Origin of the sequence: Kineococcus vitellinus (assembly GCF_009906315.1) — a bacterium.
In the GTDB taxonomy this organism is placed as follows: domain Bacteria; phylum Actinomycetota; class Actinomycetes; order Actinomycetales; family Kineococcaceae; genus Kineococcus; species Kineococcus vitellinus.
In genome coordinates, this window is sequence record NZ_JAAALL010000065.1 from 1 (window position 1) to 18,334 (window position 18,334).

Annotated in this window: 14 protein-coding genes and 3 pseudogenes; 9 read left to right on the forward strand and 8 right to left on the reverse strand. The window is 76.7% G+C overall.

All coding sequences use genetic code 11. The annotated features are described in order from the left end of the window. Positions 1 to 609, reverse strand: a 609-nt coding sequence (locus tag GTQ99_RS08235) for a malonic semialdehyde reductase (protein WP_166615261.1), incomplete at its 3' end; no start/stop codon positions are given. Positions 610 to 710: 101 nt separating this feature from the next. Here GTQ99_RS08235 and GTQ99_RS08240 point away from each other — a divergent pair. Then, positions 711 to 1,112 (forward strand): winged helix-turn-helix transcriptional regulator, encoded by a 402-nt coding sequence (locus GTQ99_RS08240; protein ID WP_166615273.1) that lies wholly within the window; start codon positions 711 to 713, stop codon positions 1,110 to 1,112. Here the strand turns inward: GTQ99_RS08240 and GTQ99_RS08245 are convergent. From GTQ99_RS08245 to GTQ99_RS08260, 4 genes are read right to left on the reverse strand one after another with little or no spacing between them, the layout of a single operon-like run. Beyond that, entirely contained in the window at positions 1,093 to 1,521 is a 429-nt protein-coding gene (locus GTQ99_RS08245; protein WP_420814528.1) for a globin, read from the reverse strand. The genes GTQ99_RS08240 and GTQ99_RS08245 overlap by 20 nt on opposite strands. A 17-nt stretch (positions 1,522 to 1,538) precedes the next feature. After that, positions 1,539 to 3,092: an SDR family oxidoreductase gene (locus GTQ99_RS08250; RefSeq protein ID WP_338074820.1), complete on the reverse strand. Its 1,554-nt coding sequence runs from the start codon at positions 3,090 to 3,092 to the stop codon at positions 1,539 to 1,541. Positions 3,093 to 3,136: 44 nt separating this feature from the next. Then, positions 3,137 to 4,210: a mechanosensitive ion channel domain-containing protein gene (locus GTQ99_RS08255; RefSeq protein ID WP_166615263.1), complete on the reverse strand. Its 1,074-nt coding sequence runs from the start codon at positions 4,208 to 4,210 to the stop codon at positions 3,137 to 3,139. Between the two features lie 51 nt (positions 4,211 to 4,261). Continuing rightward, positions 4,262 to 6,427 carry a prolyl oligopeptidase family serine peptidase gene (locus tag GTQ99_RS08260; protein WP_166615264.1) on the reverse strand — a complete coding sequence of 722 codons (2,166 nt, stop codon included), beginning with the start codon at positions 6,425 to 6,427 and terminating at the stop codon, positions 4,262 to 4,264. An 88-nt stretch (positions 6,428 to 6,515) separates the two neighbouring features. Between GTQ99_RS08260 and malQ the strand changes: the two genes are divergently transcribed. The 4 genes and pseudogenes from malQ (at position 6,516) to GTQ99_RS08280 (ending at position 11,673) form a co-directional block, all read left to right on the forward strand. Then, entirely contained in the window at positions 6,516 to 8,702 is a 2,187-nt protein-coding gene (malQ, locus tag GTQ99_RS08265) for a 4-alpha-glucanotransferase (protein WP_338074822.1), read from the forward strand. A gap of 278 nt (positions 8,703 to 8,980) precedes the next feature. Beyond that, positions 8,981 to 9,079, forward strand: a pseudogene (locus tag GTQ99_RS27510) (hypothetical protein); the annotation flags it as partial. Between the two features lie 172 nt (positions 9,080 to 9,251). After that, positions 9,252 to 9,515: pseudogene (locus GTQ99_RS27515) on the forward strand (BTAD domain-containing putative transcriptional regulator); the annotation flags it as partial. Positions 9,516 to 9,543: 28 nt separating this feature from the next. Continuing rightward, positions 9,544 to 11,673 carry an AAA family ATPase gene (locus GTQ99_RS08280; RefSeq protein ID WP_166615266.1) on the forward strand — a complete coding sequence of 710 codons (2,130 nt, stop codon included), beginning with the start codon at positions 9,544 to 9,546 and terminating at the stop codon, positions 11,671 to 11,673. Here GTQ99_RS08280 and GTQ99_RS08285 read toward each other — a convergent pair. Then, positions 11,636 to 12,157 (reverse strand): N-acetyltransferase, encoded by a 522-nt coding sequence (locus tag GTQ99_RS08285; RefSeq protein WP_166615267.1) that lies wholly within the window; start codon positions 12,155 to 12,157, stop codon positions 11,636 to 11,638. The two genes, GTQ99_RS08280 and GTQ99_RS08285, sit on opposite strands and share 38 nt — an antisense overlap. 116 nt (positions 12,158 to 12,273) lie before the next feature. On the opposite strand from GTQ99_RS08285, the gene GTQ99_RS24920 reads away from it, so the two are divergent. Next, entirely contained in the window at positions 12,274 to 12,525 is a 252-nt protein-coding gene (locus tag GTQ99_RS24920; RefSeq protein WP_420814527.1) for a WhiB family transcriptional regulator, read from the forward strand. A gap of 38 nt (positions 12,526 to 12,563) precedes the next feature. Here the strand turns inward: GTQ99_RS24920 and pepN are convergent, their stop codons facing one another. Next, positions 12,564 to 15,119, reverse strand: a complete 2,556-nt coding sequence (pepN, locus tag GTQ99_RS08295) for an aminopeptidase N (RefSeq protein ID WP_166615269.1) — start codon at positions 15,117 to 15,119, stop codon at positions 12,564 to 12,566. 147 nt (positions 15,120 to 15,266) lie between these two features. On the opposite strand from pepN, the gene GTQ99_RS08300 reads away from it, so the two are divergent. The 3 genes from GTQ99_RS08300 to GTQ99_RS08310 are packed head-to-tail and all read left to right on the forward strand — an operon-like array spanning position 15,267 to position 17,226. After that, positions 15,267 to 15,887: a mycothiol-dependent nitroreductase Rv2466c family protein gene (locus GTQ99_RS08300; protein ID WP_166615270.1), complete on the forward strand. Its 621-nt coding sequence runs from the start codon at positions 15,267 to 15,269 to the stop codon at positions 15,885 to 15,887. 47 nt (positions 15,888 to 15,934) lie between these two features. Further along, complete coding sequence (locus GTQ99_RS08305) at positions 15,935 to 16,429, forward strand: ribose-5-phosphate isomerase (RefSeq protein WP_166615271.1); 495 nt, start codon at positions 15,935 to 15,937, stop codon at positions 16,427 to 16,429. Beyond that, entirely contained in the window at positions 16,429 to 17,226 is a 798-nt protein-coding gene (locus tag GTQ99_RS08310) for an Fpg/Nei family DNA glycosylase (RefSeq protein ID WP_166615272.1), read from the forward strand. The genes GTQ99_RS08305 and GTQ99_RS08310 overlap by 1 nt, the downstream gene beginning before the upstream one ends. Here the strand turns inward: GTQ99_RS08310 and GTQ99_RS26740 are convergent. Then, positions 17,183 to 18,299: pseudogene (locus GTQ99_RS26740) on the reverse strand (glycerate kinase). The gene GTQ99_RS08310 and the pseudogene GTQ99_RS26740 sit on opposite strands and share 44 nt — an antisense overlap. Positions 18,300 to 18,334: the final 35 nt, after the last annotated feature.

Below are 18,334 nucleotides of genomic sequence, written 5' to 3' on the forward strand. Positions count from 1 at the left end.
GGCGAAGCGGACGACGTCCTCGGGGGCCAGCCGCGGCAGGCGGGGGCGGAAGGCGCCCTCGCCGGGGTAGCCGATGTTGACGACCAGGTGCGAGCGCCACGAGGTGCCGGCGAAGAACTCCGCGTCGACGCCGGCCTTGTCGAAGCCGCCCATCGGGCCGGCCGCCAGGCCCAGCGCGCGCACGGCGAGCACGAAGTAGCCGGCCTGCAGCGCGGCGCTGTAGCCGGCCATCTCGGCGCGCATCGCCGCGTCCTCCTCCAGCACCGGCTGCATGCCGGCCATGAAGGGGGCGACGGTGGGCAGCGTCTCGTGGAAGCGGTCGTCGAGGGCCAGGACGGCGGTGACGGGGGCGCCGGCCGCGCGGTCGCGGTTGGTGTCGGCCAGGTGCGGGATCAGCCGGGCCTTGGCCTCGGGGCTGCGCACGTAGAGCACGCGCATCGGCTGGGTGTTGGCGGCGGTGGGCGCCCAGCGGGTCAGCTCCCACACCTGCGCCAGCTGCTCGTCGGTGACGGGCGTGGCGGCGAAGGTGTTGGCGGTGCGGGCGGCGGTGAACAGGGCGGCGCGGGCCGCCTCGTCCAGACCGGTGGGGCGCTCGTCCAGGACGGTCATCTCGGCTCTCCTCTCGGTAGTGCAACGCGAGTCGCTTCGAAAAGAAGAGTAGCAGCGCCCGAAGTAGTCCCGCGTACACTGCGCGGGTGGACGAGCAGGCGCTGCGGCAGCGGGTCGAGCGGCCCGAGCACGACCCCAGGGCGTGCGACGGCGCGCTGACCCGGGCCTTCGGCTTCCTCGGCAAGCGCTGGAACGGGGTCCTGCTGGCCACCCTCACCAACGGTCCCGGCGGCTTCTCCGACCTGCGCCGCGCCGTCGCGGGCATCAGCGACTCCGTGCTCTCCGACCGGCTGACCGAGCTGAGCAGGGCCGGGCTGGTGAGCCGCACCGTCCACGAGGGACCGCCCGTGGCCGTCGTCTACGAGCTGACCGCCGCCGGGCGGGCGCTCTCGCCCGCGCTGACGGCCCTCACCGAGTGGGCGCGCGAGAACCTGCCCGAGGAGGCGTGCCTGCGCGGGGGAGGGGGCTCCAGCCCTCGGAGCCTCAGTCCTCGAAGGTGTTGAGCATGCTGTGCGCCGCGCGGTCGAGGTAGTCCCACAGGACGCCCTCCTGCGCCGGCACCAGCCCCAGCGCCGCCACGGCCCCGCGCATGTGCGTCAGCCACCGGTCGCGGGCGTCGGGGTTGACCTTGAACGGCGCGTGCCGCATCCGCAGCCGCGGGTGCCCGCGCTGCTCGGAGTACGTCGTCGGCCCGCCCCAGTACTGCTCCAGGAACAGCAGCAGCCGCTCCTTGGCGGGGCCCAGGTCGGCCTCGGGGTACATCGGGCGCAGCACCTCGTCGGCCGCGACGCCGTCGTAGAAGACGTCGACGAGGCGCACGAACGTCTCGTGCCCGCCCACCTCGTCGTAGAAGGAGCGGGTCCCGCCGTCCGGACCGGCGGGCTTGCGGCCGATGAGGTTCTGCGGGCGCACCAGGGGCTTCTCGGGGCTCACGCCACCAGTGTCGCCCCTGCCGGCCGGGCCTCCGCACGCGCCCGCGCCTCCGCCGCCCGCCGCACACCGCGCTGCATCCCGCCGAAGACGACGTCGTGGAAGGGGCTGATCGCCGCCCAGTACGCCTGCCCGGCCAGCCCGCGGGGGTGGAACAGCGCCCGCTGGCGGAAGAGCGTGCGCCCGACGGGGTCGGACTCCACCCGCAGGTCCAGCCAGGCCAGCCCCGGCAGCCGCATCTCCGCGCGCAGCCGCAGCAGCCGGTCCTCCTCGCGCTCCTCCACCCGCCACCAGTCCACGGCGTCGCCGACCACGAGGTGGTCCGGGTCGCGCCGGCCCCGCACCAGGCCCGGCCCGCCGGAGAAGCGGTCCAGCACCCCGCGCACCGCCCACGCCATCGGCCACGAGTACCAGCCGCTCTCGCCGCCGATGCCCTCCAGCACCTGCCAGAGCACGTGCGGGGGAGCGTCCACCACGGTCGTGCGGTCGTCGACGTAGAGGTTGCCGCCGGCCCAGTCGGGGTCCGAGGGCAGCGGGTCGCTGGGCGCGCCCGGCACCGACGCCGAGCTCCACCGGGTCGCCACGTTGGCCTCGCGCGCGCGCTGCAGCGCCAGCTCCACCGCCTCGCGGAAGCCGATCAGCCCCTGCGGCGGGTCCGGCACGTAGCGCGCGACGTCGTGCTCCTTGCAGACGACCTCGTGCACCATGCTCTCCACGAGCGGGCGGGCGATCTCCTTGGGCACCGGCGTCACCACGCCCACCCAGTGGCTCGACAGGCTCGGGGACATCACCCTCACCGGCAGCACCCGCCGCTTGGGCAGCCCGGCGACCTCGGCGTAGCCGCGCATCATGTCCAGGTACGTCAGCACGTCCGGGCCGCCGATGTCGAAGGCGCGGTCGACCTCCGGCGGCATGTCGGCCGAGCCGACGAGGTAGCGCAGCACGTCGCGCACGGCGATGGGCTGGATGCGGTTGCTCACCCACGCCGGGCAGACCATCGCCGGCAGCCGCTCGGTGAGGTAGCGCATCATCTCGAAGCTCGCCGAGCCCGAGCCCAGGATCACCGCGGCGCGCAGCACGGTCGTCGGCACGGGGGAGTCCAGCAGGATCTCCCCGACCTCCCGGCGCGACTCCATGTGCCGGGACAGCTCCTCGTCGTCGGGGAAGAGCCCGCCGAGGTAGACGATGCGCCCCACGCGCTGCGCCGTCGCGGCCCGCGCGAACGTGCGCGCGGTGCGCCGGTCGACCGCCGAGAACGACCCGCCGGCGCTCATGGCGTGGATGAGGTAGTAGGCGACGTCCACGCCCTCCAGCGCCCGCGCCACCGCCTCCGGGTCGGTGGCGTCGGCACGCACCACCTCCACCTGCCCGGACCACGGGCGGTCGCGCAGGACCTCCGGCCGGCGGGCCATCGCCCGCACCCGGAAGCCCGCCCGCAGCAGCTCGGGCACCAGGCGGCCGCCGATGTAGCCGCTGACCCCCGTCACGAGGGCGAGCCGGCCGTCGCCCGAGGGCGTGCCGGGCAGCTGCGCGATGGGGGCGGTGTCGCTCACCCGGTCAGTGTGCGAGCGCGCGCCCCGCCCCGCGAGCCGGCGCCTCACAGCCCCCGGTGCGGGTTGTGCGCGTCGGCGGCCGCGGCGTCGGCGACGGCCACGTCGGCCTCGCTGCGCGGCGGCGGCTGGGGGTCCACCCCCGCCGTCGGGGAGCCGGCCGGGCGGTGCTGCGGGCGCCGCTCGTCGTCGTTGCGCAGCCACACCGTGCGCTGGGGGAAGGGGAACTCGATGCCCTCGGCGTCGAAGGCGCCCTTGATGCGGCGGTTGAGCTCGCGCTGCACCGCCCACTGCTGCAGCGGCGCGGTCTTGACGACCACCCGCAGCACGATCCCGTCGGCGGCCATCTGCTCCACGCCCCACACCTCGGGGGCGTCGATGACCAGCTCCGACCACTCCTCCTCGCCCGCCAGCTGCTCGGCCACCCGCAGCAGGACCTCCTGGGCGCGGGTGAGGTCCTCGCCGTAGGCGACCGCGACGTCGACGACGGCCCGCGCCCAGCCCTGGCTCTGGTTGCCCACGCGCAGGATCTCGCCGTTGCGCACGTACCAGACGGTGCCCTTGACGTCGCGCAGCCGCGTCACCCGCAGCCCGACGGCCTCCACGGTGCCCGAGGCGTCCCCGAGGTCGACGACGTCGCCGACGCCGTACTGGTCCTCGGCGAGCATGAAGAAGCCGGACAGGAAGTCCTTCACCAGCGCCTGCGCGCCGAAGCCCAGGGCGACGCCCGCGATCCCGGCCGAGGCCAGGAACGGGCCGATGGAGATGCCGACCGTGTCCAGCACCACGAGCACCGCGAGGACGCCGACGACGAACGTGACGGTGCTCTTGAGCACCGAGGCGAGCGTCTCGGCGCGCTGCTGGCGGCGCTCGGACAGCAGCGGCGAGCTCTCCAGCAGCCCGTTGCGGCGGCCGCCGCCCAGCTTGCCCGCCCCCGTCGCGATGCCCGTCGCCACCCGGCCGATGAGGCGCAGGAGCAGGAAGCGGGCGACGAAGCAGACGAGCAGGACGACGAGGACCTTCAGCGGCTTGTCGAGCAGGAAGCGCAGCACGGCACCGGCCCCGTCGGTCGCCTCGTCGGTGCTGACGGTGGAGAGGGCGTCGGTGATCGGGTCGAGCACGGGGTCGAGCAACTCCTTCACAGCGGTGCGGGCGGCGCCCGCGCGGACGGGTCAGGCCAGCGGGAGGCCCGTGGCCCACGCGGCGAAGGCCAGCGTGTCGCGGACCAGCCCGGCGCTGCGCGAGACCGAACGGGCACCGTGCCCCACGTCCTTCTCCCGGCGCAACAGCACCGGCCGCCGCGCGGGGTCGGAGGAGGTGGCGTGCTGCAGCGCCGCGCACAGCTTGCGCGCGTGCAGCGGGTCCACCCGGCTGTCGGCGTCGAAGACGGTGAACAGCACCGCCGGGTAGGCGGTGCCCTCCACCACGCGGTGGTAGGGCGAGTACGACAGCAGCCAGCCCAGCTCGGTGGGGTCGGCGGCCGTGCCGTACTCCTCGCTCCACGTCGCGCCCAGCCCGTGCAGCTCGTAGCGGACCATGTCCAGCAGCGGCGCGGAGCACACCACCGCCGCGCACAGCTGCGGCTGCTGGGTCAGCGCCGCCCCCACGAGCAGCCCGCCGTTGGAGCCGCCGTGCACGGCCAGCTGCTCGTGGGTGGTGAAGCCCTCGGCGACGAGGAAGCGGGCCGCGGCGTGGAAGTCGTCGAAGACGGCCTGCTTGTGCTCGCGCATGCCGGCGCGGTGCCAGTCCTCGCCCTCCTCGCCGCCGCCGCGCAGGTTCGCCACCGCGTACACCCCGCCGGCCTCCACCCAGGCCAGCGCGTCGGGGGCGTAGTGCGGGGACAGGCTGATGCCGAAGCCGCCGTAGCCGTAGAGGACCGTCGGCGCGGGGGCGGCCGGGCGGCCCTCGGCGTCGAGCAGGTCGCGGCGCGCGGTCACCTGCAGCCGCACCGTCGTGCCGTCGTCGCTGCGGTACTCCAGCAGCCTGCTGACCACCGCGGGCACCTCGACGGCCCCCGGCGGGCGCGCGTCCAGCGCGACGTCGTGCGTGCGGGCGTCGAAGCGCCACACGTGCGCGGGCGTCGTGGTGTCGGTGTAGCCGAACCACAGCTCGTGCCCGCCCTCCGGGCGCGTGACCAGACCGCCGATCGACCCCGTCCCCGGCAGCTCCAGGCGCCCGCGCGCACCCTCCAGGCGCGCGCCCGAGACCAGGTCGTGCAGGGTCACCGAGCTGATCGCGTGCTCGGTCCAGCCCACCACCAGCAGCGGCCGCTCCAGCTGCGGGCCGTCGAGGACGGCGACGTCCTCCAGCAGGGCCGCGCCCTGCGGCACGAGGTCGCGCCAGTGCTCGACCCCCGGGGCGGCCGGGTCGGCCACCGCCAGCCGCCCGCGCGGCGCGTCCAGGTCGGTGAGCACGTACAGCCGCCCGTCGCGGCCCACCCACGCGCTGGTCTGCGCGTCCAGGCCGGTGACGACCGGGGTGAAGCGCGGCGCCGCCGCACCGCCGCCGGCGGGGTCGGCGAGGTCGGCGATCCACACGTCGTTGCGCGGCGCCGTCCCGTCGGAGGCGCTGACGACCAGCCAGCGGCCGTCGCGGGAGGTCCACACCCCGTAGTAGTTGGTCTTCGACATCCCCGCGCCGAACACCTCGACGTCGGTGGCGGGGTCGGTGCCCAGCCGGTGCAGGTACACGCGCCGGTGGTACTGGCGCTCGTCCTCGGGCAGCTGCTCCGGCGGCAGCCGGCGCACGTAGTAGAACTCGCGGTGCTCCACGCCCTCGCGGGCCGGCAGCCACGCCACCGGCGAGTAGCGCGCCCGGTCCACCGGGCCGTCGACGACCTCGCCGCTGGCCACGTCCAGCACCCGCAGGACGCTCTCCTCGCTGCCGCCCTCGGACAGCTGATAGGCCAGCAGGTCGCCCTCCGTGCTGGGGCGCCAGGCGTCCAGGGTCGTCGCCCCGCTGGGGTCCAGGGCCGCCGGGTCCACGAGCACGCGCACCGGTCCGTCGCCGTCGCGCACCTGCAGCACCGCGTGCTCGGCGGTGGGCTCGCGCCGGCCGCGGAAGACCCGCTCGCCGCGGTGCACGGGCGCCCCCACCGACCCCGTCGACATCAGCTCGCGCACCCGCTCCTCCAGGCGCTGCGCGCCCGCGTGCTCGCGCACCCACGCCGACCACGCCTCGTCCTGCCAGCGCGACCACGCCAGCGTGCGCGGGTCCTCGCGGTCCTCCAGCCACCGGTAGGGGTCGGCGACCGGGGTGCCGTGCAGCTCGTCGACCACGTCGAGCCGGGGGGCCAGCTCCGGTCCGGGACCCGCGCTGCGGGAGGGCTGGGCGTCCATGCCCGCCACCCTAGGGAGGGCCGCTCGCCCGCGCCCGCCGCCCGGCTCGCCGCGTGCCGAGCGGGCGCACCTCTGGCAGAGTCGGCGAGTGCCCTCCGACGAGCGCGTCGAGCAGCCCCGGCTGGCTCCGCAGCTGACCGACCTGGCCGCAGCCTGCGGCGTCGCCACCACCTTCACGGACTGGCAGGGCGAGACGACGACCGTGCCCCGCGGCACGGTCGAAGCGGTCCTGACCGCCATGGGCCTGGACGTCTCCACGCCCGCCGCCGTCGAGGCCTCCCTGGCCGAGGTGCGGCTGCGGGCCTGGCGCCGCGTGCTGCCCCCCGTCGTCGTCACCCGCGAGGGGCGCCCGCACCACGTGCCCGTGCACGTGCCGCACGGCGACCCCGTCGAGGTCGTCGTCGAGCTGGAGGGCGGCGACGGGTGGGCGCCGCTGCGGCAGGTCGACCGCTGGGTCGACCCCGTGCGCGTGGACGGCCGGCTCACGGGCCGGGCCACCTTCGAGGTGCCCGACGACCTGCCGCTGGGCTGGCACGTGCTGCGCGCGCGCACCCCCGCCGGCGAGGCCGAGTGCCCCGTCGTGGTGACCCCCGACGTGCTGGAGCTGCCGCCGGCGCTGCAGAGCGGGCGCAGCTGGGGCTACCAGGCGCAGCTGTACTCGGTGCGCTCCTCGCGCTCGTGGGGCGTCGGCGACCTCGCCGACCTCGCCGAGCTGTCCGCGCTCGCCGCCGAGCAGGGCGCCGGCTGGCTGCTGGTCAACCCGCTGGCCGCCGCGCAGCCGGTGCCGCCCATGGAGCCCTCCCCGTACCTGCCGACGACCCGGCGCTTCGTCAACCCGCTGTACCTGCGCGTGGAGGACGTCCGGGAGGTCGCCTACCTGCCCGCGGCCGACCGCGCGCGCCTCGAGCGCCTGGCCGAGCGCGTGCGCCCCGCCGACACCGATCCCGGCGAGATCGACCGCGACGCCGCCTGGGCCGCCAAGCGCGAGGCGCTGGAGATCGTCCACGCCGCCGGCCGCACGCCCGCCCGCGAGGCCGCCTTCCGCCGCTACGCGGCCGCCGAGGAACCCGGCCTGACGGGCTTCGCGGCCTGGTGCGCGCTCGCCGAGCGCCACGGGCTGCCCACCGCCGACTGGCCCGAGCAGGTGCGCGACCTCGAGGCCGCCCGCGCCGCCGGCGTCCTCGACGAGCTCGCCGGGCGCATCGACTTCCACCGCTGGCTGCAGTGGCAGTGCGACGAGCAGCTGCGCGAGGCCCAGGACGCCGCCACCGCCCCGGGCACCGGGCCGGGCATCGTCCACGACCTCGCGGTGGGCGTGCACCCCGACGGCGCCGACGTGTGGTCGCTGGGTGACGCCCTCGCCCACGGCGTCACGGTGGGCGCCCCGCCGGACGCCTTCAACCAGCAGGGCCAGGACTGGAGCCAGCCGCCGTGGCGCCCGGACCGCCTGGCCGACCTCGCCTACCGGCCCTTCCGCGACATGGTCCGCACGATCCTGCGCCACGCCGGCGGCCTGCGCGTCGACCACGTCCTGGGCCTGTTCCGCCTGTGGTGGATCCCGCAGGGCGCCCCGCCCTCGCAGGGCACCTACGTCACCTTCGACCACGAGGCGCTCATCGGGATCCTGGCCCTGGAGGCGCAGCGGGCCGGTGCCGTGCTCGTCGGCGAGGACCTCGGCACCGTCGAGCCGTGGGTGCGCGACTACCTCGCCGAGCGCGGCGTCCTCGGCAGCGCGGTCCTGTGGTTCGAGTACGACGGCTCCTCCCCGCGCGCGCCCGAGGACTACCGCGAGCTGGCGCTGGCGAGCGTCACGGTGCACGACCTGCCCCCGACGGCGGGCTACCTCGCCCAGGAGCACGTCGCGCTGCGCGACCGGCTGGGCCTGCTGACCCGGCCGGTGGAGACCGAGCGCGCCCGCGACCGCGCCGAGCAGGAGCGCATCCTCGGCCTGGTCCGCGAGCGCGGCCTGCTGGCCGAGGACGCCGGTGAGCAGGAGACCGTGGAGGCGCTGCACCGCTACCTCGCGCTGTCGCCCTCGCTGATGGTCGGGGTCTCCCTGGTCGACGCCGTGGGCGACCGGCGCACCCAGAACCAGCCGGGCACCTCCGACGAGTACCCGAACTGGCGGATGCCGCTCACCGGGCCCGACGGCAAGGTGGTCCTGCTGGACGACCTGCCGGACGACCCGCGCGCGCAGTCGCTGGCGCGGGCCGTGGACCGGGCCGTGCGCGCCGGCGTGCCCGAGGCCGGCGACCCCCCGCCGCCGGCCGGCTGAACGCTCGTGCCGGGACCCGCCTCCCCCCGGGGCGGGTCCCGGCGCTCCCCCCTGGAGCACGACCACCGTGCCAGCCGCACCTTGCGACCGGCTTGCAGAGCGCTGTGCACCGACCGACCGTGCGCGCCCCGCCGGCTCGCTACGGTGTGCCGGTGCGCTCCGGAGTCGCGGTGCGGGTGCTCGGCGCCCTCGAGGTGGGTTCCTCCGCGGCGGCGGCCGTGCTGTCGCCGACGCTGCGCACCGTGCTGGCCGCCCTCGTCGTCGACGCGGGCCGCGTCGTGCCCGCCGCCGTGCTCGCCGAGCGGGTCTGGGAGGACGGCGGGCTGCGGCCGGCCACCTCCACCCTGCACAGCTCGGTCTCCCGGCTGCGCCGGCTGCTGGAGCCCGGCGCGGGCCCCTGGCAGGTGCTGCTCACCCGCGCCCCCGGCTACCAGCTCGCGCTGGCGCCGGAGGCCCTGGACGCCGCCCGCTTCGAGCAGCTGCTGCGCCGCGCGCTGGCCCCCGCCGGGTCGCTGCCCGCGGTGGCCAGCGCGCGGCGACGTCGCCGAGGTGCTGCGGCTGTGGCGCGGGCCCGCCTACGCCGACGTGGAGGCCGACTTCGCCCGCCGGGAGGCCCGCCGGCTGGAGGACCTGCGGCTGCAGGGCCTGGAGCTGGCCGCCCGCCTCGACCTCGTGCTCGGCCGGCACCGCGAGGTCGTGCCCGACCTGCGGGAGCTGGTGCTGGCGCACCCGCTGCGCGAGGAGCTGCGCGCCGCCCTCGTGCTCGCGCTCTACCGCTGCGGGCGCCAGGCCGACGCCCTGCAGGCCTTCGAGGACGGCCGGCGCAGCTGCGGGCCCGACGGTGGTGCCGGACGCGCTGCCGCTGGCGACGACCCCGCTGCTGGGCCGCTCCGACGACCTGGAGCGCCTCCTCGACGTGCTGGGGCGCGAGCGCCTGGTGACCCTCACCGGCACCGGCGGGGTCGGCAAGACCCGGCTGGCCGTGGCCGCGGCGCTCGCCGCCGCCGACCGCTTCCCCGACGGGACGGTGTTCGTGCCGCTGGCCGTCCTCGACGACGCGGCGGCCGTGCTGCCGGCCGTCGTGCGGGCCCTCGGGCTGCCCGCCGCGGAGGGTCCGCACGCCCTCGCCGCCGTCGTGGCGCACCTGGGCACCAGCCGGGCGCTGCTGGTGCTGGACAACTGCGAGCACCTCCTCGACGCGGCCGTCGACGTCGCGGCCCTGGTGCGCCGCTGCCCGCAGCTGGTCGTGCTGGCCACCTCCCGCGCGCCCCTGCGCGTCAGCGGGGAGGTGGAGCACCGCGTCGCACCGCTGCGGGTGCCCGCCGGCACCGCGGTCGAGGACGTGCTGGGGGCCCCGGCGGTCCAGCTGTTCGCCGAGCGCGCCCGCGCGGTCGCGCCCGCCTTCGTCGTCGACGAGCGCAACGCCGCCGTCGTCGCGGACATCTGCCGCGCGCTCGGCGGGATCCCGCTGGCCATCGAGCTGGCGGCCCCGCGCATCCGCGTCCTGGGCCCCGCCGAGCTGCTCAGCCGGCTCGACCACGCCCTGAGCTCCGGCCCGCGCGACCTGCCCGCCAGGCAGCGCACCATGCGCGCCACCCTGGACTGGAGCTACGGCCTGCTCGACGAGCCCAGCCGGCGGCTGTACCGCCGGCTGTCCGTCTTCACCGGCGGCTGGACGCTGCCGGTGCTCGAGGACGTGGAGGGCCCCGGGGTGCTCGAGCAGCTCGAGGCGCTGGTGGAGACGTCGCTGGTCTCGGTGAGCTTCCCCGACGGCGAGCCCCGCTACGCGATGCTCGTGCCGACCCAGCAGCACGCCCGTCGCCTGCTCGGCGACGACGAGCTCGCGGAGGTCTCCCGCGCGCACGCCGAGGCCCACGTGCGGCTGGTGGAGCGGGCGGCCCCGCAGTACCGGGGGCCCGGGCAGGTGCGCTGGCTGCAGCGCACCGAGCTGGAGCACGCCAACGTGCTCGCGGCCTTCGAGTGGGCGATGGCGGCGGGGGAGCACGCCACCGCCGCCCGGCTGACGTGGGCGACCTGGTTGTTCTGGTGGCTGCACGGCCACGTGGTCGTCGGCCGCCGCTGCGCGCGGGCCGTCGTGGACGCCACCGCCGGCAGCCCGCTGGAGGGCCCGGCGGCGCTGGTGCCCGTCCGGGCCCGGATCGCGCTGGGTGCGATGGCCTTCGCCCAGGGGGACTTCGCCGCGGCGAGCGGGAGCTGGGCGCGCGCGCTCGCCGACGCCGAGCGCGCCGTCGGCGTCGACCCCGTCGAGCGCGACGAGGCGCGCGCGAACTGCATCGCCGGCGCGGGCATCTGCGCGCAGGTGGGCGGGGACCTGGCGGCCGCCGCGCAGGCGCACCGGCGGGCGATCGAGCTGGCTCTCACCCTGCCGCCGGACACCTACGGGCCGTGGATCGTCCGGCTCAACCGGGTGTGGCTGGGCACCGTGCACTGGCGCGCCGGGGACGCCGCCGCGGCCCGGCACGAGGCCGAGAGCGGTCTGGCGCTCGCGCGCCGCGACGGTGACCGCCTCGCCACGTTCCTGGCCCTCTACAACCTCGCGCAGGCCGACGCCGGCACCGACCCGACCCGGGCGCTGCGCCACCTGCAGGAGGGCATCGAGCTGTCCGAGCAGATGGGCGACCTGGCCAACCTGGCCTACTTCCTGGAGGCGCTGGTGGTGCTGCGCGCCCCCGGGGCGGGCGGCGGGGAGGACGTCGCGGCGCTGGTGCGCCTGCTGGGCGCGGCGAGCGCGGCCCGCGAGACGGTCGGCTTCGAGGTCCACAACTACTACCTCAGCGACAGCGTGGAGCGCGAGGCCGCCGAGGCGCGGCTGCGCGCCGCGCTCGGCGAGGAGCGCTACGCGCGGGAGCTGGCCGCCGGGCGCCGGGCGCCGGTGGCCGAGTCCGTGCGCACCGCCGGCCGCGTGCGGCCGCTCACGGCAGCCGCAGCCGGGCCCACTCCCGCCAGCTGAGGTCCAGCCCCACGAAGCGGGGCCGGGTGAAGGGCCAGTCCCGGCGCACCCAGGTCACGACGGCCGCGGCCAGCAGGTCGTCGACCTCGCCGCCGCGCAGCGCGTCGACCACCCACCAGGTGACGTCCACGTCCGCCTCCCCGCCGCCGCCGCGGGGCGGGTCCAGGTAGACGCAGCCCAGCAGCTCGCTCTCGGCCTCGTCGAGGAGGGCGTAGGAGAAGGAGAGGTGCTCGGCCATCTCGCGCTCCTGGCGCTGCAGGTCGCACAGGTCGTCGGCCGCGGCCAGCCCGGCCGGCGGCCAGCCCCAGGCCTCGCCGAAGCAGGACCACAGGTGCTCGCGGGAGCCGCGCACGGCGGGCAGGTCGAGGTCCAGGTCGAAGGCCCGCAGCGGGCGCAGGTGGTGACCGCTGCCCAGCTCGAGCCGGGTGGGGTGCCGGAACCAGGACGGCAGCCAGGGCTCGGCGGGGATCGTGGTGTGCGCCATGCCACCACCCTCGCCCGCGCGCCTTGCGGGGGCCTTGCACGCCGCTGGCCGGTGCGGGCCGGCAGGCGGGCGCCGCTCGCAGCCGGGTCGCAAGCCCCGCGCTCCACGCTGGTGCCGTGGTCGAGATCACCGAGAACGTCCCGTGCACGCTGACGCCGCCGGAGGTCTTCTTCGTCGAGCGTCCCGACCAGGTCGCGGTGGCCAAGGCGCTGTGCGCCGACTGCCCCGTGCGCGCCGCCTGCCTGGCGGGCGCCACCGAGCGCGGCGAACCCGTCGGCGTCTGGGGCGGGGAGCTGTTCGTCGACGGCGTGGCCGTCCCGTTCAAGCGCGGCCGCGGCCGCCCGCGCAAGGTCCCCGTCGCCGTCTGAGCGGCGGGGACCCCGCGCGGGCGGGAGCGCGGGGTGCCTCAGGAGGCGTCGCGCTCCTGGGCGCGCAGCGCGCGCGCCACGCCGTCGCGGTTCTCCAGCACCAGCCGGCGCAGCGCCGGGGGGGCGTCGGCCTCCTCGGCCAGCCACCGGTCGGTGCGCTCCACGAGCGCGGCGTCGGCGAGCTCGAGCGGGTACAGGCCCGTGACGACCTGCTGGGCCATCTCGTTGGTGCGCTCGGCCCACACCGTGCGCAGGGCGGCGAAGTACGGCTCCACGAAGGGGCGCAGCAGCGACTCCTCGTGGGCCCGGCCGAAGCCGGCGATCACCGAGGCCTGGACGGCGTTGGGCAGGTCGCCCTCGTCCACGACGGCGCTCCACGCCCGCTGCTTGGCCTCGGGGGAGGGGATCGCCGCCCGGGCCGCCGCGGCCGAGCGCTGGCCCGTGGCGGTGCGGTCGCGCTCGAGCTCCGCGTCGACCTCGCCCGCGCCGGCGCGCCCGCCGGCCACCAGCGAGGTGAGCAGCACCCAGCGCATGTCGGCGTCCACCTCCAGGCCCTCGATGGCCTGCGAGCCGTCGTAGAGCCCGGCGATGACGGCCAGGTGCTCCTCGCTGCGGGCGAAGCCGGCGAAGGCGCGCGCGAACTGCAGCTGCACGTCGCTGCCGGGGGCGGCCGCCCGCAGCAGCCGCAGCAGCGTGCTCGCCGTGCGGGCGCGCACCTGCTCGCGGTGCGCCGGTGCCGTGTACAGCTCCACCGTCGTGCTGAGCTGGCGCAGCAGCACCAGCGCCACGGTGGAGTCGGCGGTGGCCGCCTTGCCCGGCAGCAGCGTGGTCAGCAGCAGGTCGACGTACTCGCGCGCGGGCAGCTCCCCGTCGCGGGTCATGTCCCACAGCGCCGCCGCGACCAGCGAGCGCGGCAGCGACTCCTCGAAGGCGTCCAGGTGCTGCAGCGCGGTGGCCAGCGAGACCCCGTCGAGCCGGATCTTGGCGTAGGCGAGGTCGTCGTCGTTGACCAGCAGCAGGTCCGGGCGCCGCCGGCCCACCAGCTGCGGCAGGTCGGTGGCGGCCCCCGCCGCGTCCAGCTCGAAGCGCGCGGTGCGCGTCAGCACCCCGTCGACGAGGTCGTAGCAGCCGACCGCCAGCCGGTGCGCGCGCAGGTGCGGGTGCTCGGCGGGCGCCTCCTGCTGCAGGGAGGCCGCGGTGATCGTGCCGTCCTCGGCGGTCTGCAGCACCGGGCGCAGCGTCGCCACCCCCGCGGTCTCCAGCCACTCGCGCGACCAGGCGCCCAGGTCGCGCCCGGAGGTGGTCTCCAGCTCGCGCAGCAGGTCGACGAGCTCGGTGTTGCCGAAGGCGTGCCGGCGGAAGTAGGCCCGCACCCCGGAGAGGAACTCCTCGCGGCCCACGTAGGCGACGAGCTGCTTGAGGACGCTGGCGCCCTTGGCGTAGGTGATGCCGTCGAAGTTGACCTCGACGTCCTCGAGGTCGTTGATCTCGGCGACGATGGGGTGCGTGGTCGGCAGCTGGTCCTGGCGGTAGGCCCAGGACTTCTCCAGGGAGTTGAAGGTGGTCCACGAGCCCTTCCACTCCGTCGCCTCCGCGGCGGCGAGCGTGGAGGCGAACTCGGCGAACGACTCGTTGAGCCACAGGTCGTTCCACCAGCGCATCGTCACCAGGTCGCCGAACCACATGTGCGCCAGCTCGTGCAGCACCGTCACGACGCGGCGCTCGACGGTGGCCTGCGGGACCTTGGAGCGGAAGACGTAGGACTCCACGAAGGTCACCGCGCCGGCGTTCTCCATGGCGCCCGCGTTGAACTCGGGGACGAAGACCTGGTCGTACTTGGCGAAGGGGTACGGGCGGTCGAACTCGCGCTCGAAGAACTCGAAGCCGGCCCGCGTGGTGGCCACGAGGTTGTGCGCGTCGAGGTGCTGCACGAGCGACTTGCGGCAGTACACCCCCAGCGGGATCGTCCGGCCGTCCGCGCTGACCAGGGAGTCCTCGGAGCCCTCGTAGGGACCGGCGACGACCGCGGTGACGTAGGAGGACAGCCGCGGCGTGCGCTCGAAGGTCCACCGCTTGCCGGCCTCGACCGGGTGCGTGGCGGCGACGGGGGCGTTGGAGACCACCCGCCAGTGCTCGGGCGCGGTGATCGTGAAGGTGAACTCGGCCTTGAGGTCGGGCTGCTCGAAGACCGCGTAGACCCGCCGGGAGTCGGCGACCTCGAACTGCGAGTACAGGTAGACCTCGTCGTCGACCGGGTCCACGAAGCGGTGCAGGCCCTCGCCGGTGTTCATGTAGCGGCAGTCGGCCACGACGAGCAGCTCGTTGTCGGCGGCGAGGTCGTCCAGCTGCACCCGCACGCCGTCGCTGACGGCCGCGGGGTCCAGCGCGCGGCCGTTGAGCACGACCTCGTGCACGGCCGCGCTGATGAGGTCGATGAAGGTCGAGGCGCCGGCCGTCGCGGTGAAGCGCACCGCGGTGGTCGAGCGGAACGTCTCCGGTCCGGTCGTCAGGTCCAGGTCGACGTCGTAGTGGTCGACCCGCACGAGCGCGGCGCGGGTCCGCGCCTCCTCGCGCGTCAGGTTCTCGCCGGGCACCGCACGTCCTTCCAGTCGTGGCCGCTGCGCGCGGACGGCGTCCGGCGCGGTGCCGAGCACTCTGCCACGAGGCGCCGGCGCGGGGGCGGCGGACCCGGGCCGCCCTCGCCCTCGCCGGGCCCGGTGGCCCGGGGCAGGATGAGCCGCATGACGACGAGCACCGCCGCGAGCGCCACCGCCGACTTCTGGTTCGACCCGATGTGCCCCTGGGCCTGGATGACCTCGCGCTGGATGCTCGAGGTCGAGCGCGTGCGCGAGGTGCGCGTGCGCTGGCACGTGATGAGCCTGTCGGTGCTCAACGAGGGCCGCGACCTGCCGGCGGAGTACCAGGAGCTCATGGCGAAGGGCTGGGGGCCGGTGCGCGTGGTGACCGCCGCCCGGCTGCTGCACGGCGAGGACGTCGTCCTGCCGCTCTACACCGCCATGGGCACCCGCATCCACCCCGGCGGGGACAAGGACTTCGACGCGGTGGTCGCCGCGGCGCTGGACGAGGTGGGCCTGCCCGCCGACCTGGCGGCCGCCGCGGGCACCGACACCTACGACGCCGAGCTGCGCGCCTCCCACCGCGAGGGCATCGAGCGCGTGGGCGAGGACGTGGGCACCCCCGTCGTGGCCTTCGGCGACGTCGCCTTCTTCGGGCCCGTCGTCACCCCGACGCCCAGGGGCGAGGAGGCCGGCCGGCTGTGGGACGGCTGCCTGCTCGTGGCGGGCGTCCCCGGCTTCTTCGAGCTCAAGCGCACCCGCACCCAGGGCCCCGTCTTCGACTGAGCCCGCCCCCGCGCGCCGCCTCCGGGCGGGCCTGCCAAGCTTGCGCCATGCGCGTGCACATCGGGACCGACCACGCCGGCTTCGAGCTCAAGGAGCACCTCGTGGCGCACCTGCGCGAGCAGGGCCACGACGTCGTGGACCACGGGGCCCGCGCCTACGACGCGAGCGACGACTACCCGCCGTTCGTGCTGCGCGCGGCCGTCGCGGTCGCCCGGGAGCCGGGCAGCCTGGGCATCGTCATCGGCGGCTCCGGCAACGGCGAGCAGATCGCCGCGAACGTCGTGCCGGGCATCCGCTGCGCCCTGGCCTGGTCGGAGGACACCGCCCGGCTGGCGCGCGAGCACAACGACGCCCAGGTCGTCGGCATCGGCGCGCGCATGCACTCGCCCGAGGAGGCCACCCGCCTGGCGGACGTCTTCCTGGCGACGCCGTTCTCGAACGACCCCCGCCACGTGCGCCGCATCGAGATGCTCACCGCCTACGCCGAGACCGGCGAGCTGCCCGCGCTGCCGGACGGGGAGCGCCCCGGCGACGGGGCCTGATGCCCGAGGGGCACACGGTCCACCGCGACGCCCGCCGGGTGCGCGAGCGCTTCGGCGGGCGCGAGGTCCGCGTCAGCAGCCCGCAGGGCCGCTTCGCCGACGGCGCCGCCCTGCTGGACGGGCGGCGGCTGGAGGGCACCGAGGCGCACGGCAAGCACCTGCTCGCCGACTTCGGCGCCGGGCGCGTGCTGCACGTGCACCTGGGCCTGTACGGGGCGTGGACGGTCGGGGACGGGCAGGCGCCGCCGCCGCGCGGCGCCGTCCGCGTGCGCCTGCAGGGCGAGGGCGGCTGGTCGGACCTGCGCGGCCCCACGGCCTGCGAGGTGCTCGACCCCGCGGGCGTGGCGGCCCTGCACGCCCGGCTGGGGCCGGACCCGCTGCGCGCCGACGCCGACCCGGAGCGCGCCTACGAGCGCATCTCCCGCTCGCGCACCAGCATCGGCGCGCTGCTCATGCAGCAGGACGTCGTCGCCGGCGTCGGGGCCATCTACCGCGCCGAGGTGCTCTTCCGCACCGGCGTCAACCCCTACCGGCCCGGCCGCGAGGTGAGCCCGGCGGACTGGCGGGCGCTGTGGGCGGACCTGCTCGTGCTGCTGCGCGCCGGGCTGCGCGCCGGCCGGATCGTCACCACGCGCCCCGAGCACCGCACCCGCCCGCGCGGCAGGCCGACGGTGGACGACGTCTTCTACGTCTACCGCCGCGCGGGGCTGCCGTGCCGCGTGTGCGGGACGCCGGTGGCGTACGCGCAGATGGTCAGCCGGCACCTGGCCTGGTGCCCCACCTGCCAGCCGCGCTGAGCTCGGCCGCGACCTCGGCGCCGAGCTCGCTCGCCAGCCGCTCCAGCAGCGGCCCGGCGTGCGCGATGCACGTGGCGGGGTCGGGTTCCAGGTCGGTGAGGGCGCGCGCGTCGGCGAACCCGGCCGCCCGCCAGCGCTGCTGCGCCAGCGCCCGCCGCCCGCTGAGGACGACGACGGGGGCGCCGAGCCGGGCGGCCGCCGCGGCCACCCCCACGGGGGTCTTGCCGCCCAGCGACTGCTCGTCGAAGCTGCCCTCCCCGGTGATCACCAGGTCCGCGCCGGCCGCGCGGTGCGCCCAGCCCGCGAGCTCGAGGACGACCTCGACGCCGGGCCGCCGCCGCGCCCCGAGCAGCCCGAGGGCCACCAGGCCCGTGCCGCCCGCGGCGCCGGCCCCCGCCGCCTCCCGCGCCCTTCTGCGGCCCGAAGACGGCGGCCGCGCCGCGCTCGCCCAGCAGCGGGTTGTCCACGTCCGCCGCCAGCGTCCAGCGGGCCCGCAGCACCCGCGGGTCCAGGCCGTCGAGCTCGACGCGGGCCAGCCGGGCCAGGCCCGCCCCGCCGTCGGGGACCGGGTCCCCGGCGGCGTCCAGCAGCCGGGCCCCCAGCGCCGCGAGCAGCCCCGCGCCGCCGTCGGTGGAGGCGCTGCCGCCGACGGCGAGCACGACCTCGCGGGCGCCGTCCTCCAGCGCCGCGCGCACCAGCTCGCCGGTGCCGCGGGTGCTCGCCGTCAGCGGGGCCCGGCGGCCGCCGGGCAGCCGGTCCAGCCCCGAGGCCTGCGCCATCTCCACGAGGGCGACGTCGCCCTCGCGGGCCAGCACGGCCTCCACCCGCTCGCCGGTGGGGCCCGCCACCCGCACCCGCAGCGCCCGCCAGCCGGCGGCCAGCGCCGCCTCGACCGTGCCCTCGCCGCCGTCGGCCACGGGCAGCGCGGTGGTGCGCAGCAGGGGCCCGGGCGCAGCGGCACCCTCCGCCGCGGCGGCCGCCAGGCCCGCGCCGAAGCCGGCGGCGATCCGCTCGGCCACCTCGAGCGCGGTCAGCGACCCCTTGAACTTGTCGGGCGCGACGACGACGTGCAGCGGGAGCCCGGCCCGGGGCGTCAGCAGCGGTGCCA